Below are 15,801 nucleotides of genomic sequence, written 5' to 3' on the forward strand. Positions count from 1 at the left end.
TTCTACGTTAAGTCGGATATTCGGTTCACATTTTGTTTATTTTTCGGCTCTGATATAAGGGTAGGCAAGCGGTATAAATGGTGCATACTGTGCGGCTTTCTGGTGGGCGTGACGGATCTTTGAGCCCGTATTTTGCCTGATGCGGATGCATCGCTAACGGATGTTCTGATAAAGAAACGAATTATGAGCGCAGAGCATAAGCAGTCCTTATCGGCGGTAACCCTGGCTGCCATCGGCGTGGTCTACGGTGATATCGGCACCAGCCCTCTCTATACACTGAGAGAGTGTTTCTCCGGCCATTACGGCTTCGATGTTCGTCCAGACGTGGTTTTCGGCTTCCTGTCGCTGATTTTCTGGATGCTGATCGTGATCGTTTCCCTCAAATATCTCACCTACGTGATGCGCGCGGACAACGCCGGCGAGGGCGGTATTCTGACGCTGATGTCGCTGGCCGGGCGCAATACCTCGGCGCGTACTACTGCGGTGCTGGTGATACTGGGCCTGATCGGTGGCAGCTTCTTCTATGGCGAGGTGGTGATCACCCCGGCTATCTCGGTGATGTCGGCGATAGAGGGGTTGGAAATCGCCGCGCCTGCGCTTGACGCCTATATCGTGCCGCTCTCCATTCTGGTGTTGACGCTGCTGTTCGTTATCCAAAAGCACGGCACCGGCAGCGTCGGCAAGCTGTTCGCCCCGGTAATGCTGCTGTGGTTCATCGTGTTGGCGGTGCTGGGCGCGCGCAGCATCATTTCAAACCCGGAAGTGCTGCAGGCGCTGAATCCCAAATGGGCGCTCAACTTCTTCATTGAATATAAGAAGGTGTCGTTCTTCGCACTGGGGGCAGTGGTGTTGTCGATCACCGGCGTCGAGGCGCTGTATGCCGATATGGGGCACTTCGGCAAGTTCCCGATCCGCCTGGCCTGGTTCACCGTGGTGCTGCCTTCGCTGGTGCTCAACTACTTCGGCCAAGGGGCGCTGCTGCTGAAAAATCCGGAGGCGATCAAAAACCCGTTCTTCCTGCTGGCGCCCGATTGGGCGCTGATCCCGCTGCTGATTCTGGCGACCCTGGCGACGGTGATCGCTTCGCAGGCGGTGATTTCCGGCGTCTTCTCGCTGACTCGCCAGGCGGTGCGCCTGGGCTATCTGTCGCCGATGCGCATCATTCACACCTCGGAAATGGAATCCGGCCAGATCTACATTCCGGTGATCAACTGGACGCTGTACATCTCGGTGGTGCTGGTGATCATCGGCTTCGAGCACTCCAGCAACCTGGCGGCGGCGTACGGCATCGCCGTCACCGGCACCATGGTGCTGACCAGCATTCTGGTCACTTCGGTGGCGATTAATAACTGGCACTGGAACCGCTTCCTGGCGATCGGCATCGTAACCATCTTGCTGATCATCGACGTGCCGATGTTCTCTGCCAACGCCCTGAAGCTGTTCTCCGGCGGCTGGTTACCGCTGACCCTGGCGCTGGTGATGTTCATCATTATGACTACCTGGAAGAGCGAGCGTTTCCGCCTGTTGCGTCGTCTGCATGAGCACGGCAACTCGCTGGAGGCGATGATTGCCTCGCTGGAGAAATCGCCGCCGGTACGGGTGCCGGGCACCGCGGTCTTCTTGTCGCGCGCCACCAACGTCATTCCTTTTGCGCTGTTGCACAACCTGAAGCACAACAAGGTGCTGCACGAGCGCGTGGTGCTGCTGACGCTGCGCACCGAGGATGCGCCTTACGTGCACAACGTGCGCCGGGTGACCATCGAGCAGCTGTCGCCGACCTTCTGGCGGGTGGTGGCCAGCTACGGCTGGCGCGAAACGCCGAACGTCGAGGAGGTGTTCCACCGCTGCGGGCTGGAAGGGTTGCCGTGCCGCATGTCGGAGACGTCGTTCTTCATGTCCCATGAATCGCTGATCCTCACCAAGCGGCCGTGGTACCTCTACCTGCGCGGCAAACTGTTCGTCGCCCTGAGCCGCAATGCCCTGCGCGCGCCGGATCAGTTCGAAATCCCGCCGAACCGGGTCATCGAACTCGGTACGCAGGTCGAGATCTAATCCGCCTGACAGGGGCTCAGCATGGCTGAGCCCCTTTTGTTTGCGCTTTCTCCGTGCGCGAACGAAACGTTTCGATAACGATCACACTTCTGCATTGTCCCGGTTGCCTTCCCCTGCCGTTTTTTTAAACTCCCCCAAAGAGCGAAACGTTTCGCTAGCGGAGTGAGAAGATGAAAAAAGGCGTATTACTGAATTCTGACGTGTCTGCCGTGATTGCCCGGCTGGGGCATACCGACCAGCTCACCCTGTGCGATGCGGGCCTGCCGATACCGGCGGCGACGCAGCGCATCGATCTGGCGTTGACGCAGGGCGTGCCGACCTTCATGCAGGTGTTCGCGGCGGTCACGCAAGAGATGCAGGTAGAAAGCGCCATTCTGGCGGAAGAGATCGTGAAACAGAATCCGTCGCTCCACGAGGCTCTGTTGGCTGAACTGACCGCACTGGGCCAACGCCAGGGCAATACCATCAGCGTGCGCTATATCAGCCATCAGGCGTTTAAAGCGCAAACCGAGCACAGCCGGGCGGTGATCCGCAGCGGGGAGTGTTCGCCTTACGCGAACGTGATCCTGTGCGCCGGCGTAACTTTCTGAGGCGTTTATGCAACCTTTACTGCAACTGAAAGGGATTGATAAAGCCTTTCCCGGCGTGAAGGCGCTTTCCGGCGCTGCCCTCAGCGTTTATCCCGGCAAGGTGATGGCGCTGGTGGGGGAAAACGGCGCCGGGAAGTCCACCATGATGAAAGTGCTGACCGGCATCTACCAGAAAGACGCCGGCAGCCAGTATTTTCTCGGTAAAGAGGTGGCGTTCAACGGGCCAAAGGATTCGCAGGAAGCGGGCATCGGCATTATTCATCAGGAGCTGAACCTGATCCCGCAGCTGACGATTGCGGAAAACATCTTCCTCGGCCGCGAGTTCGTCAACCGTTTCGGCCGCATTGACTGGAAGCGCATGTACGCCGAGGCCGATCGCTTGCTGGCGCGCCTCAATCTGCGCTACAGCAGCCACCGGCTGGTGGGCGAGCTGTCGATCGGCGATCAGCAGATGGTGGAGATTGCCAAGGTGCTGAGCTTCGAATCGAAAGTGATCATCATGGACGAACCGACCGATGCGCTGACCGACACCGAAACCGCCTCGCTGTTCAAGGTGATCAATGAGCTGAAGGCCGAAGGGCGCGGCATCGTCTATATCTCGCACCGTCTGAAAGAGATCTTTGAAATCTGCGACGACGTGACCGTGTTCCGCGACGGGCAGTTTATCGCCGAGCGGCCGGTGAGCGAGCTGCAGGAAGATTCGCTGATTGAGATGATGGTCGGCCGCAAGCTGGAAGAACAATATCCGCGCCTGGATTTGCCGCGTGGTGAAAAGCGGCTGGAAGTCAGTCATCTTTCCGGCCCCGGCGTTGAAGACGTCAGCTTTACGCTGTACCGCGGCGAGATCCTCGGCGTGGCCGGGCTGATGGGCGCCGGGCGCACCGAATTGATGAAGATCCTGTACGGCGCCGCGCCGCGCAAGGCCGGCACCGTCAGCCTGGACGGCCGCGAGGTGGTCGCCCATTCGCCGCAGGATGGGTTGGCGAACGGCATCGTCTATATCTCGGAAGACCGCAAGCGCGACGGCCTGGTGCTGGGCATGTCGGTGAAGGAAAACATGTCTCTGACCGCGCTGCGCTACTTCAGCCGCGCCGACGGCAGCCTGAAACAGGCCGACGAGCGGCAGGCGGTGGGAGATTTCATCCGCCTGTTCAATATCAAAACGCCGTCGATGGAGCAGCCGATAGGTCTGCTTTCCGGCGGCAATCAGCAGAAAGTGGCGATCGCCCGCGGCCTGATGACCCGGCCGAAGGTGCTGATCCTCGATGAGCCGACGCGCGGCGTCGATGTCGGGGCGAAAAAAGAGATCTATCAGTTAATCAACCAGTTCAAGCAGGAAGGGCTGAGCATCATTCTGGTGTCTTCGGAAATGCCGGAGGTGATGGGCATGAGCGATCGCATTCTGGTGATGCACGAAGGGCATCTCAGCGGCGAGTTCCCGATTGAACAGGCCACCCAGGAAGCGTTGATGGCGGCAGCCGTCGGCAAGCAATACGGCGTAAAGCAGGAGTAATCAGATATGAGTTCCCAGACTATCGCAGCTAAGCGCTGGTTCAGTAAAGAGTGGCTGTTAGAGCAGAAGTCGTTGATTGCGCTGCTGGTGCTGATCGCTGTGGTCTCTTCCATGAGCCCGAACTTCTTCACCCTGAACAACCTGTTCAATATTCTGCAGCAGACCTCGGTCAACGCCATCATGGCGGTGGGGATGACGCTGGTGATCCTCACTTCCGGCATCGATCTGTCGGTGGGATCGCTGCTGGCCCTGACCGGCGCGGTGGCGGCGTCGATCGTCGGCTTTGAAGTCAACGCGCTGGTGGCGGTGGCGGCGGCCTTGGCGCTGGGCGCCGCGATTGGCGCCTGCACCGGGGTGATCGTCGCCAAAGGCAAAGTGCAGGCCTTTATCGCCACGCTGGTGATGATGCTGCTGCTGCGCGGCGTCACCATGGTGTACACCAACGGCAGCCCGATCAATACCGGTTTCACCGACGTGGCCGACACCTTCGGTTGGTTCGGCATCGGCCGTCCGCTGGGTGTGCCTACGCCGATCTGGATCATGGCGATCGTGTTCATCGCCGCCTGGTATATGCTGCACCATACGCGCCTGGGCCGCTATATTTATGCCTTGGGCGGCAACGAGGCGGCGACCCGTCTGTCCGGCATCAGCGTCGATAAAGTGAAGATTATCGTCTACTCGCTGTGCGGCCTGCTGGCGGCGCTGGCGGGGGTGATCGAAGTAGCGCGCCTGTCGTCGGCACAGCCGACCGCCGGTACCGGCTATGAGCTGGACGCCATCGCCGCCGTGGTGCTGGGCGGCACCAGCCTGGCTGGCGGCAAGGGGCGCATCGTCGGCACGCTGATCGGGGCGCTGATCCTCGGCTTCCTGAACAATGGCCTGAATTTACTGGGTGTTTCTTCCTACTACCAAATGATCGTGAAGGCAGTGGTGATACTGCTGGCGGTTCTGGTAGATAACAAAAGCAACAAGTAACCTCCCCCTACAGGAATCACGATGATGAAAATGAAAAAACTGGCAACCTTAGCCTCCGCCATCGCGCTGAGCGCCACCCTGAGCGCCAATGCCATGGCCAAAGAGACCATCGCGCTGGTGGTGTCCACCCTCAACAACCCGTTCTTCGTCTCGATGAAGGACGGAGCGCAGCAAGAGGCCAATAAGCTGGGCTACAACCTGGTGGTGCTGGACTCCCAGAACAACCCGGCGAAAGAGCTGGCCAACGTGCAGGATCTGATGGTGCGGGCGCCTAAGCTGCTGCTGATCAACCCGACCGACTCCGATGCGGTCGGCAACGCCATCAAGATGGCCAACCAGGCTAAGATCCCGGTCATCACGCTGGACCGCGTGGCGAGCAAGGGTGAAGTGGTGAGCCATATCGCTTCGGATAACCGCGTGGGCGGCAAAATGGCCGGCGACTTCATCGCCAAGAAAGCGGGCGCCGACGCCAAGGTGATTCAGCTGGAAGGCATTGCCGGCACCTCCGCCGCGCGTGAACGCGGCGAAGGCTTCAAACAGTCGCTGGATCAGAATAAATTCAAGCTGCTGGCCAGCCAGCCGGCCGATTTCGACCGCACCAAGGGCCTGAACGTGATGCAGAACCTGCTGACCGCTCACCCGGATGTGCAGGCGGTATTTGCCCAGAACGATGAAATGGCGCTGGGCGCGCTGCGTGCGCTGCAAACCGCCGGTAAAACCGACGTGATCGTGGTAGGCTTCGACGGCACCGCCGACGGCGTGAAAGCGGTTGAAGGCGGCAAGCTGGCGGCGACCGTGGCGCAGCGTCCCGATCAGATCGGCGTGATAGGCGTGGAAACCGCCGATAAAGTGCTGAAAGGCGAAAAAGTGCCGGCGACCATTCCGGTCGATTTGAAACTGGTCACTAAGTAAGTCATACCAGCGCCATCGGGACGGGGCGTTTACGATGGCGCGCAATTCAGGAATCAATGCGATGGAAACAGGTAAGCTGGTGGTTCTGGGCAGCATCAATGCCGACCATATCCTCAATATTGAACAATTCCCCCACCCGGGCGAAACGGTGATCGGGAAGCAGTATAAGGTGGCGTTTGGCGGCAAGGGCGCGAATCAGGCGGTGGCGGCCGGGCGCAGTGGGGCGGAGATCGCCTTTATCGCCTGCGTGGGCGCCGACGATATCGGCGAGCGTGTCCGCCGGCAGCTGGCGAGCGATCGCATTGATACCCAACCGATTGAAGCCATCGCCGACAGCACCACCGGCGTGGCGCTGATCTTCGTCAACGCCGAGGGCGAGAACGTGATCGGCATCGATGCCGGCGCCAACGCCGCGGTGACGCCGGATTACCTGGCGCGCTACCAACAAAAAGTGATCGACGCCGATGCCCTGCTGATGCAGCTGGAGTCGCCGCTGGAGACGGTGATCGCCGCCGCCCGCTTGGCCAAGCAACATCAAACGCAGGTGATCCTCAACCCGGCCCCGGCGCGCGAGCTGCCGGACGAGCTGCTGGGGATGATTGATATGATCACCCCGAATGAAACCGAAGCGCAGCGCCTGACCGGCATCGCTGTGGACAACGACGCCGATGCGGCGCGCGCGGCGCAGGCGCTGCACGACAAAGGCATCGCGACGGTGATCATCACCCTCGGCAGCCGTGGCGTGTGGCTGAGCGAAAACGGCAACGGCAAACGGGTGCCCGGCTTCAAAGTGCAAGCGGTGGATACCATCGCCGCCGGCGATACCTTTAACGGTGCGCTGGTGACCGCCCTGTTGGAAGGCAACAGCATGGCCGACGCGGTGCGTTTCGCCCATGCGGCGGCGGCGATCGCCGTAACCCGCCCCGGCGCGCAGCCTTCGGTGCCGTGGCGCGAAGAGATTGACGCCTTCTTGCAGCAACAGGGGTGATCCTTTGGCCACCATGAAAGATGTCGCCCGCCTGGCGGGCGTTTCAACCTCTACCGTTTCGCATGTGGTCAACAACAATCGCTTTGTCAGCGACAGCGTGCGCGACAAGGTCATGGCGGCCGTGGAACAGTTGAACTATGCGCCTTCTGCGCTGGCGCGCAGCCTGAAGCTTAATCAGACCCGCACCATCGGCATGCTGGTGACCGCCAGCAACAACCCGTTTTATGCTGAAGTGGTGCGCGGCGTGGAGCGCAGCTGCTATGAACGTGGCTACAGTCTGATCCTGTGCAATACCGAAGAAGACGCCGCGCGCATGAACCGCAGCATGGAGACGCTGCTGCAAAAGCGCGTCGACGGTTTGCTGTTGATGTGCACCGAAAACCACCGGCCATCGCAAGATGCCCTGAGCCGTTACCCGTCATTGCCGATCGTGATGATGGACTGGGCGCCGTTCGAGGGCGCGAACGATATTATTCAGGATAACTCGCTGCTGGGCGGCGAGATGGCGACCGATCATCTGATCGCCCGCGGCTACCGCAAGATCGCCTGCATCGCCGGCCCGCAGGATAAAACCACCGCCCGTCACCGGCTGGAAGGCTATCGCAACGCGATGCGGCGCGCCGGATTACCGGTTCCGACAGGGTATGAAGTGCATTGCGACTTTGAGTTTGAGGGCGGCGTGAACGCCATGCGCCAACTGTTGGCGCTGGACGAACCGCCGCATGCGGTGTTCGCCGGCAACGACGCGGTGGCGGTAGGCGTTTATCAGGCGCTGTATCAGGCCGGGCTTTCCGTGCCGCAGGATATGGCGGTGATGGGGTACGATGATATTGAGCTGGCGCGTTATCTGGCGCCGCCGCTGAGCACCATTCATCAACCGAAGGATTCGTTGGGCGAGCTGGCGATCGATGCGCTGATCAACCGCCTGCAAAACCCGGAGCGCGCGCCCCAGGTGCTGGTGCTGACGCCCGAGCTGGTGGAACGCGCTTCGGTGGGCCGCCGTTAACTGGCCGCCTTCGCTTCTTTCTTGCTTTCCTGGCCGCTGATCAAATTGCGGCCATCTTTCCTTCTCAGCAACATAAACACCAGCGCCGACGCCACGGTGACGATCCCCATGGTGATAAAGGTGTAGTGGAAGTGGTCGATCATGGTGCCTAACGACAGGGATTCGTAAAAACGCAGCACCGCCGCGCTGATCGCCACGCCGAAGCTGATGGACAGTTGTTGGGTGACCGCCAGGACGCTGTTGCCGGCGCTGGCGTTGGCGTCGTTCAAATCCGCCAGGCTGATGGTGTTCATGGCGGTGAACTGGGTGGACATCGCCATGCCCAGCACGAACAGCGGCAGGATCATCAGCCACAGCGGCATGCCCGGGCTTTGCAGGGCAAACTGGGCGATCAGCACCCCGATGATAACGGTGATGCCGACCAGCGTTTTACGATAACCGAACCAGCGCAGCACCTGAGTGACGGTGGATTTCGCCATCAGTGAGCCGATGGCGGTTGGCGCCATCATGCAACCGGCGACGATTGCCGTGTAACCGAATCCCACCTGCAGCATGAGCGGCATTAAAAACGGCACGCAGCCGGTGCCCAACCTGGAGGCGACGTTGCCGGCGATGCCGACCGAGAAGGTGCGGGTTTTGAACAGGTCGAGACCGATCAGCGGCTGAGGGTGGCGGCGTGCGTGCGCGATGTAGCCGAACAGCATCACGAAGCCGCTGAGCAGAATGCCCAGCGAAACGTAGCTCGCCAGCACCCGCTCGCCAAACAGTTCCAGCCCGGTAGAGATCAGCACCAGACTCAGGCCGAACAGCATAAAACCAAGGAAATCGAAGCGGCGTTTGGGCGTGGTGAAGTCCGGCATGTATTTGCGTGCATAGAAGATGCCGAGCAGACCGATAGGAATATTGATCAGGAAAATCCAGTGCCAGGTGGCGTAGGTTACCAGCCAGCCGCCCAGCAGCGGCCCGAGAATCGGCCCGACCAGGCCGGGCATGGTGACGAAGTTCAGCACCGGCAGCAGTTCGCTGCGCGGGTAGGCGCGCAGCAGCGCCAACCGCGCGACCGGCATCATCATCGCGCCGCCGATGCCCTGCAGCACGCGAGAGGCAACCAGCACGCTCAACGTGGGGGAGAGGGCGCACAACAGCGAACCGAGGGTGAATAACGTGACGGCGAAGATGAACACGCGGCGGGTGCCGAAGCGGTCCGCCAGCCAACCGCTGACCGGGATCAGCATCGCCACCGTCAGCGTGTAGCTGATGACGGCCGATTGCATCGCCAGCGGCGAACGCCCCAGGCTTTGGGCGATCGCCGGCAGCGCGGTGTTGAGGATAGTGGCGTCCAGCGCCTGCATAAAGAACGCCATTGCGGCGATCCACGGTAGTCCTGCCATACTGCGCGCGGATTGGGTCATGGTCGGTCCTGGTTAAATGGTCGTCTGTCCCTCGTCTCTTTCTTCTATATATAAGCGGGGAGCGTGTCTAGTCTTTCTCTTTCAGCAGCACCTGGCAGGCGACGAGTGCGCCTGCGCTGTCTCCGGCGAGTATCGCATCGACGATAGCCTGATGATGGCGCAGCTTGATCACTTCATTGCCGGTGATGGCGCGGAAGTAGCTTTGGTACACCGAACTGAACAGGTTGGCGAACGAGGTCAGGAACGGGTTGCCGCTGGCCTCGTAGATAAGCTGGTGGAATTGGGTATCGACCTGGATCCAACGCTCGCGATCAAACTGGGTATGCAGCGCGCGCATTTCCGCCATCAGCCCCGCCAGCAACTTGGTTTGTTGCGGGCTGGCGTGGTTTGCCGCCAACGCGCAGGCCTGCGGCTCCAGCGAGGTGCGCAAGATAAGGAAGTGTTGCATCACCTGATCGAAGTTTTCCCGCGTCATCCACCAGGTCAGTAAATCTTGATCGAGGAAATTCCATTGGCTTTGCGGCATCACGCGGGTGCCAATGCGCGGGCGCGGCAACAACATGCCTTTGGCGGCTAACATCTTTACCGCTTCGCGCACCGCGGTGCGGCTGACGCCGAATTGCTCGCCCAGTTCCATTTCACCAGGTAGGATGCTGCCTGCCTGATAATCGCCTGCCAGAATTTGTTGGCCGAGTTTTTCTGCAAGCAGATAAGAAAGATTGCGTTGGGCGGCCTGTTGTTGTGCATTTAACGGCATGGCTGCGGATCCTTACTGACATCGTTATTTCTATTTTACTCCAGTGATCGCCAGCTTTTATGGCTGTTTACCTGAAAAAGTGACATTAATTCGCCGCTTTTTCGCCCTTTTGTTGAAAAAATCCGCGCTTGAAAAGTTTTTTGCAATTAGGGGTTGCGGCCTGCCGAGAACTCCCTATAATGCGCCTCCACTGACCGGGAACAACGACTGACAAGCCGCCGGGTCAACGAGAAGAAGGCGAAATAAACGCTTGACTCTCCGGGCGAAAAGCGTAGTATACGCAGCCCGCGCCGATGAGTTTCTCGGCACTGCTCTTTAACAATTTATCAGACAATCTGTGTGGGCACTCCACAAGACGATATCCAGCATCTTCGGATGCAAAAAAATATCAAGTCTTGAAGAGTGACTAACTGAAGTAAAATTCATGCAGTAAATCTTTGAGCATCGCTTCTCGAGTGGAAGCAAATCAAGCTTTTAATTGAAGAGTTTGATCATGGCTCAGATTGAACGCTGGCGGCAGGCTTAACACATGCAAGTCGAGCGGTAGCACAAGGGAGCTTGCTCCCTGGGTGACGAGCGGCGGACGGGTGAGTAATGTCTGGGAAACTGCCTGATGGAGGGGGATAACTACTGGAAACGGTAGCTAATACCGCATAACGTCGCAAGACCAAAGAGGGGGACCTTCGGGCCTCTTGCCATCAGATGTGCCCAGATGGGATTAGCTAGTAGGTGGGGTAATGGCTCACCTAGGCGACGATCCCTAGCTGGTCTGAGAGGATGACCAGCCACACTGGAACTGAGACACGGTCCAGACTCCTACGGGAGGCAGCAGTGGGGAATATTGCACAATGGGCGCAAGCCTGATGCAGCCATGCCGCGTGTGTGAAGAAGGCCTTCGGGTTGTAAAGCACTTTCAGCGAGGAGGAAGGTGGTGAACTTAATACGTTCATCAATTGACGTTACTCGCAGAAGAAGCACCGGCTAACTCCGTGCCAGCAGCCGCGGTAATACGGAGGGTGCAAGCGTTAATCGGAATTACTGGGCGTAAAGCGCACGCAGGCGGTTTGTTAAGTCAGATGTGAAATCCCCGGGCTCAACCTGGGAACTGCATTTGAAACTGGCAAGCTAGAGTCTCGTAGAGGGGGGTAGAATTCCAGGTGTAGCGGTGAAATGCGTAGAGATCTGGAGGAATACCGGTGGCGAAGGCGGCCCCCTGGACGAAGACTGACGCTCAGGTGCGAAAGCGTGGGGAGCAAACAGGATTAGATACCCTGGTAGTCCACGCTGTAAACGATGTCGATTTGGAGGTTGTGCCCTTGAGGCGTGGCTTCCGGAGCTAACGCGTTAAATCGACCGCCTGGGGAGTACGGCCGCAAGGTTAAAACTCAAATGAATTGACGGGGGCCCGCACAAGCGGTGGAGCATGTGGTTTAATTCGATGCAACGCGAAGAACCTTACCTACTCTTGACATCCAGAGAACTTAGCAGAGATGCTTTGGTGCCTTCGGGAACTCTGAGACAGGTGCTGCATGGCTGTCGTCAGCTCGTGTTGTGAAATGTTGGGTTAAGTCCCGCAACGAGCGCAACCCTTATCCTTTGTTGCCAGCGGTTCGGCCGGGAACTCAAAGGAGACTGCCAGTGATAAACTGGAGGAAGGTGGGGATGACGTCAAGTCATCATGGCCCTTACGAGTAGGGCTACACACGTGCTACAATGGCGTATACAAAGAGAAGCGACCTCGCGAGAGCAAGCGGACCTCATAAAGTACGTCGTAGTCCGGATTGGAGTCTGCAACTCGACTCCATGAAGTCGGAATCGCTAGTAATCGTAGATCAGAATGCTACGGTGAATACGTTCCCGGGCCTTGTACACACCGCCCGTCACACCATGGGAGTGGGTTGCAAAAGAAGTAGGTAGCTTAACCTTCGGGAGGGCGCTTACCACTTTGTGATTCATGACTGGGGTGAAGTCGTAACAAGGTAACCGTAGGGGAACCTGCGGTTGGATCACCTCCTTACCTAAAGATATTGCTTCGAGTGGCGTGCTCACACAGATTGTCTGATGAAAAAGTAACGAGCAAAAGCGTCATAAAAGTACGGTGTCGTGTCCCCTTCGTCTAGAGGCCTAGGACACCGCCCTTTCACGGCGGTAACAGGGGTTCGAATCCCCTAGGGGACGCCAAGCTTCCGACCCACCCGGTGAAAGCGGCGGTCTTCAGTATCTGACGATACACCATATCTTAAAGATGACTTCCGAGTCATGTTTAAGATATTGCTCTTTAACAATCTGGAACAAGCTGAAAATTGAAACATGACGGCTGAAATTTATCCCTCCGTAGATGTATTGGGATGAAGAGTAACCTGTCATAGAGTCTCTCAAATGTTTGCAGCGCGAACGATGGAAACATCTTCGGGTTGTGAGGTTAAGTGACTAAGCGTACACGGTGGATGCCTAGGCAGTCAGAGGCGATGAAGGGCGTGCTAATCTGCGAAAAGCGTCGGTAAGGTGATATGAACCGTTATAACCGGCGATACCCGAATGGGGAAACCCAGTGTGTTTCGACACACTATCATGTCATGAATACATAGTGGCATGAGGCGAACCGGGGGAACTGAAACATCTAAGTACCCCGAGGAAAAGAAATCAACCGAGATTCCCCCAGTAGCGGCGAGCGAACGGGGAGGAGCCCAGAACCTGAATCGGCTTGTGTGTTAGTGGAAGCGTCTGGAAAGTCGCGCAGCAAAGGGTGATAGCCCCGTACACTAAAATGCACAGGTCGTGAGTTCGATGAGTAGGGCGGGACACGTGACATCCTGTCTGAATATGGGGGGACCATCCTCCAAGGCTAAATACTCCTGACTGACCGATAGTGAACCAGTACCGTGAGGGAAAGGCGAAAAGAACCCCGGCGAGGGGAGTGAAATAGAACCTGAAACCGTGTACGTACAAGCAGTGGGAGCACCTTCGTGGTGTGACTGCGTACCTTTTGTATAATGGGTCAGCGACTTATATTTTGTAGCAAGGTTAACCGTATAGGGGAGCCGTAGGGAAACCGAGTCTTAACTGGGCGACTAGTTGCAAGGTATAGACCCGAAACCCGGTGATCTAGCCATGGGCAGGTTGAAGGTTGGGTAACACTAACTGGAGGACCGAACCGACTAATGTTGAAAAATTAGCGGATGACTTGTGGCTGGGGGTGAAAGGCCAATCAAACCGGGAGATAGCTGGTTCTCCCCGAAAGCTATTTAGGTAGCGCCTCGTGAACTCATCTTCGGGGGTAGAGCACTGTTTCGGCTAGGGGGCCATCCCGGCTTACCAAACCGATGCAAACTCCGAATACCGAAGAATGTTATCACGGGAGACACACGGCGGGTGCTAACGTCCGTCGTGAAGAGGGAAACAACCCAGACCGCCAGCTAAGGTCCCAAAGTCATGGTTAAGTGGGAAACGATGTGGGAAGGCATAGACAGCCAGGATGTTGGCTTAGAAGCAGCCATCATTTAAAGAAAGCGTAATAGCTCACTGGTCGAGTCGGCCTGCGCGGAAGATGTAACGGGGCTAAACCATGCACCGAAGCTGCGGCAGCGACGCTTAGGCGTTGTTGGGTAGGGGAGCGTTCTGTAAGCCGTTGAAGGTGGCCTGTGAGGGTTGCTGGAGGTATCAGAAGTGCGAATGCTGACATAAGTAACGATAAAGCGGGTGAAAAGCCCGCTCGCCGGAAGACCAAGGGTTCCTGTCCAACGTTAATCGGGGCAGGGTGAGTCGACCCCTAAGGCGAGGCTGAAAAGCGTAGTCGATGGGAAACAGGTTAATATTCCTGTACTTGGTGTTACTGCGAAGGGGGGACGGAGAAGGCTAGGCTAGCCGGGCGACGGTTGTCCCGGTTTAAGCGTGTAGGGGGTGTGACCTGGTAAATCCGGTTGCATACTAACCCTGAGGCGTGATGACGATGCACTACGGTGCAGAAGTAGTTGATGCCCTGCTTCCAGGAAAATCCTCTAAGCTCCAGGTAACATTAAATCGTACCCCAAACCGACACAGGTGGTCAGGTAGAGAATACCAAGGCGCTTGAGAGAACTCGGGTGAAGGAACTAGGCAAAATGGTGCCGTAACTTCGGGAGAAGGCACGCTGGCATGTAGGTGAAGTCCCTCGCGGATGGAGCTGAAGCCAGTCGAAGATACCAGCTGGCTGCAACTGTTTAATAAAAACACAGCACTGTGCAAACACGAAAGTGGACGTATACGGTGTGACGCCTGCCCGGTGCTGGAAGGTTAATTGATGGGGTCAGCCGCAAGGCGAAGCTCTTGATCGAAGCCCCAGTAAACGGCGGCCGTAACTATAACGGTCCTAAGGTAGCGAAATTCCTTGTCGGGTAAGTTCCGACCTGCACGAATGGCGTAATGATGGCCAGGCTGTCTCCACCCGAGACTCAGTGAAATTGAACTCGCTGTGAAGATGCAGTGTACCCGCGGCAAGACGGAAAGACCCCGTGAACCTTTACTATAGCTTGACACTGAACATTGAGCCTTGATGTGTAGGATAGGTGGGAGGCTTTGAAGCGTGGACGCCAGTCTGCGTGGAGCCATCCTTGAAATACCACCCTTTAATGTTTGATGTTCTAACTCGGCCCCGTAATCCGGGGTGAGGACAGTGTCTGGTGGGTAGTTTGACTGGGGCGGTCTCCTCCCAAAGAGTAACGGAGGAGCACGAAGGTTAGCTAATCACGGTCGGACATCGTGAGGTTAGTGCAAAGGCATAAGCTAGCTTGACTGCGAGAGTGACGGCTCGAGCAGGTACGAAAGTAGGTCTTAGTGATCCGGTGGTTCTGAATGGAAGGGCCATCGCTCAACGGATAAAAGGTACTCCGGGGATAACAGGCTGATACCGCCCAAGAGTTCATATCGACGGCGGTGTTTGGCACCTCGATGTCGGCTCATCACATCCTGGGGCTGAAGTAGGTCCCAAGGGTATGGCTGTTCGCCATTTAAAGTGGTACGCGAGCTGGGTTTAGAACGTCGTGAGACAGTTCGGTCCCTATCTGCCGTGGGCGTTGGAAGATTGAGAGGGGTTGCTCCTAGTACGAGAGGACCGGAGTGAACGCACCACTGGTGTTCGGGTTGTCATGCCAATGGCATTGCCCGGTAGCTAAGTGCGGAAAAGATAAGCGCTGAAAGCATCTAAGCGCGAAACTTGCCTCAAGATGAGTCTTCCCTGGGCCTTTAAGGCCCCTGAAGGAACGTTTAAGACTAAGACGTTGATAGGCTGGGTGTGTAAGTGCAGCGATGCATTGAGCTAACCAGTACTAATGATCCGTGAGGCTTAACCTTACAACACCGAAGGTGTTTTTAGAGAGATTTTCAGCGAAGTTCCGAGATTGGTTCTGATGGCGACACGAGAGTGAAGCGGTTGGAATGAAACAGAATTTGCCTGGCGGCAATAGCGCGGTGGTCCCACCTGACCCCATGCCGAACTCAGAAGTGAAACGCCGTAGCGCCGATGGTAGTGTGGGGTCTCCCCATGCGAGAGTAGGACACTGCCAGGCATCAAATAAAGCCGAAAGCCCTGAACTGACGTTCAGGGCTTTTTGCTATGGGC

9 protein-coding genes, 1 tRNA gene and 3 rRNA genes are annotated in these 15,801 nt (G+C 57.5%); 11 read left to right on the forward strand and 2 right to left on the reverse strand.

Features of this window, described 5'->3' with window-relative positions:
- Positions 1-183 precede the first annotated feature (183 nt).
- The 7 genes from kup (at position 184) to rbsR (ending at position 8,036) form a co-directional block, all read left to right on the forward strand.
- Positions 184-2,052 carry a low affinity potassium transporter Kup gene (gene kup / locus ACMGF9_RS23730; protein ID WP_049240407.1) on the forward strand — a complete coding sequence of 623 codons (1,869 nt, stop codon included), beginning with the start codon at positions 184-186 and terminating at the stop codon, positions 2,050-2,052.
- Between the two features lie 170 nt (positions 2,053-2,222).
- Positions 2,223-2,642, forward strand: a complete 420-nt coding sequence (gene rbsD, locus ACMGF9_RS23735; RefSeq protein WP_015379466.1) for a D-ribose pyranase — start codon at positions 2,223-2,225, stop codon at positions 2,640-2,642.
- Positions 2,643-2,649: 7 nt separating this feature from the next.
- Complete coding sequence (gene rbsA, locus ACMGF9_RS23740) at positions 2,650-4,155, forward strand: ribose ABC transporter ATP-binding protein RbsA (protein WP_004933767.1); 1,506 nt, start codon at positions 2,650-2,652, stop codon at positions 4,153-4,155.
- 6 nt (positions 4,156-4,161) lie between these two features.
- Entirely contained in the window at positions 4,162-5,130 is a 969-nt protein-coding gene (rbsC, locus tag ACMGF9_RS23745; RefSeq protein WP_033652333.1) for a ribose ABC transporter permease, read from the forward strand.
- A 24-nt stretch (positions 5,131-5,154) separates the two neighbouring features.
- Positions 5,155-6,042 carry a ribose ABC transporter substrate-binding protein RbsB gene (gene rbsB / locus ACMGF9_RS23750; protein WP_049240409.1) on the forward strand — a complete coding sequence of 296 codons (888 nt, stop codon included), beginning with the start codon at positions 5,155-5,157 and terminating at the stop codon, positions 6,040-6,042.
- Positions 6,043-6,103: 61 nt separating this feature from the next.
- Positions 6,104-7,030 (forward strand): ribokinase, encoded by a 927-nt coding sequence (rbsK, locus tag ACMGF9_RS23755; RefSeq protein WP_088382020.1) that lies wholly within the window; start codon positions 6,104-6,106, stop codon positions 7,028-7,030.
- A 4-nt stretch (positions 7,031-7,034) separates the two neighbouring features.
- Complete coding sequence (gene rbsR / locus ACMGF9_RS23760; protein WP_021504176.1) at positions 7,035-8,036, forward strand: ribose operon transcriptional repressor RbsR; 1,002 nt, start codon at positions 7,035-7,037, stop codon at positions 8,034-8,036.
- On the opposite strand, the gene mdtD is transcribed toward rbsR, so the two are convergent.
- Positions 8,033-9,448 carry a multidrug transporter subunit MdtD gene (gene mdtD / locus ACMGF9_RS23765; RefSeq protein WP_015379462.1) on the reverse strand — a complete coding sequence of 472 codons (1,416 nt, stop codon included), beginning with the start codon at positions 9,446-9,448 and terminating at the stop codon, positions 8,033-8,035. The two genes, rbsR and mdtD, sit on opposite strands and share 4 nt — an antisense overlap.
- Before the next feature lie 67 nt (positions 9,449-9,515).
- Positions 9,516-10,205, reverse strand: coding sequence for a FadR/GntR family transcriptional regulator (locus ACMGF9_RS23770; RefSeq protein ID WP_004933751.1), 690 nt, complete (start codon positions 10,203-10,205; stop codon positions 9,516-9,518).
- Between the two features lie 475 nt (positions 10,206-10,680).
- Between ACMGF9_RS23770 and ACMGF9_RS23775 the strand changes: the two genes are divergently transcribed.
- The 4 genes from ACMGF9_RS23775 to rrf all read left to right on the forward strand — a co-directional run bounded on the left by ACMGF9_RS23775 (position 10,681) and on the right by rrf (position 15,748).
- Positions 10,681-12,222, forward strand: a 16S ribosomal RNA gene (locus ACMGF9_RS23775).
- Positions 12,223-12,310: 88 nt separating this feature from the next.
- Positions 12,311-12,386: transfer RNA gene (locus ACMGF9_RS23780), tRNA-Glu, on the forward strand.
- Positions 12,387-12,625: 239 nt separating this feature from the next.
- Positions 12,626-15,533, forward strand: a 23S ribosomal RNA gene (locus tag ACMGF9_RS23785).
- A 99-nt stretch (positions 15,534-15,632) separates the two neighbouring features.
- A 5S ribosomal RNA gene (rrf, locus tag ACMGF9_RS23790) occupies positions 15,633-15,748 on the forward strand.
- Together the 16S, 23S and 5S rRNA genes with 1 tRNA gene alongside form the textbook arrangement of a ribosomal RNA operon.
- The last annotated feature ends 53 nt before the right edge of the window (positions 15,749-15,801 follow it).

The organism is Serratia sp. BNK-23, assembly GCF_047456145.1.
GTDB classification, from domain to species: Bacteria; Pseudomonadota; Gammaproteobacteria; order Enterobacterales; family Enterobacteriaceae; genus Serratia; species Serratia nematodiphila.

What these genes read in the sequence shown, in the direction of transcription:
- mdtD (WP_015379462.1), bottom strand. Translation starts at nt 9,448, where the DNA reads ATGACCCAATCCGCGCGCAGTATGGCAGGACTACCGTGGATCGCCGCA.
- rbsB (WP_049240409.1), top strand. Translation starts at nt 5,155, where the DNA reads ATGAAAATGAAAAAACTGGCAACCTTAGCCTCCGCCATCGCGCTGAGC.
- rbsC (WP_033652333.1), top strand. Translation starts at nt 4,162, where the DNA reads ATGAGTTCCCAGACTATCGCAGCTAAGCGCTGGTTCAGTAAAGAGTGG.
- rbsA (WP_004933767.1), top strand. Translation starts at nt 2,650, where the DNA reads ATGCAACCTTTACTGCAACTGAAAGGGATTGATAAAGCCTTTCCCGGC.
- kup (WP_049240407.1), top strand. Translation starts at nt 184, where the DNA reads ATGAGCGCAGAGCATAAGCAGTCCTTATCGGCGGTAACCCTGGCTGCC.
- rbsK (WP_088382020.1), top strand. Translation starts at nt 6,104, where the DNA reads ATGGAAACAGGTAAGCTGGTGGTTCTGGGCAGCATCAATGCCGACCAT.
- rbsD (WP_015379466.1), top strand. Translation starts at nt 2,223, where the DNA reads ATGAAAAAAGGCGTATTACTGAATTCTGACGTGTCTGCCGTGATTGCC.
- ACMGF9_RS23770 (WP_004933751.1), bottom strand. Translation starts at nt 10,205, where the DNA reads ATGCCGTTAAATGCACAACAACAGGCCGCCCAACGCAATCTTTCTTAT.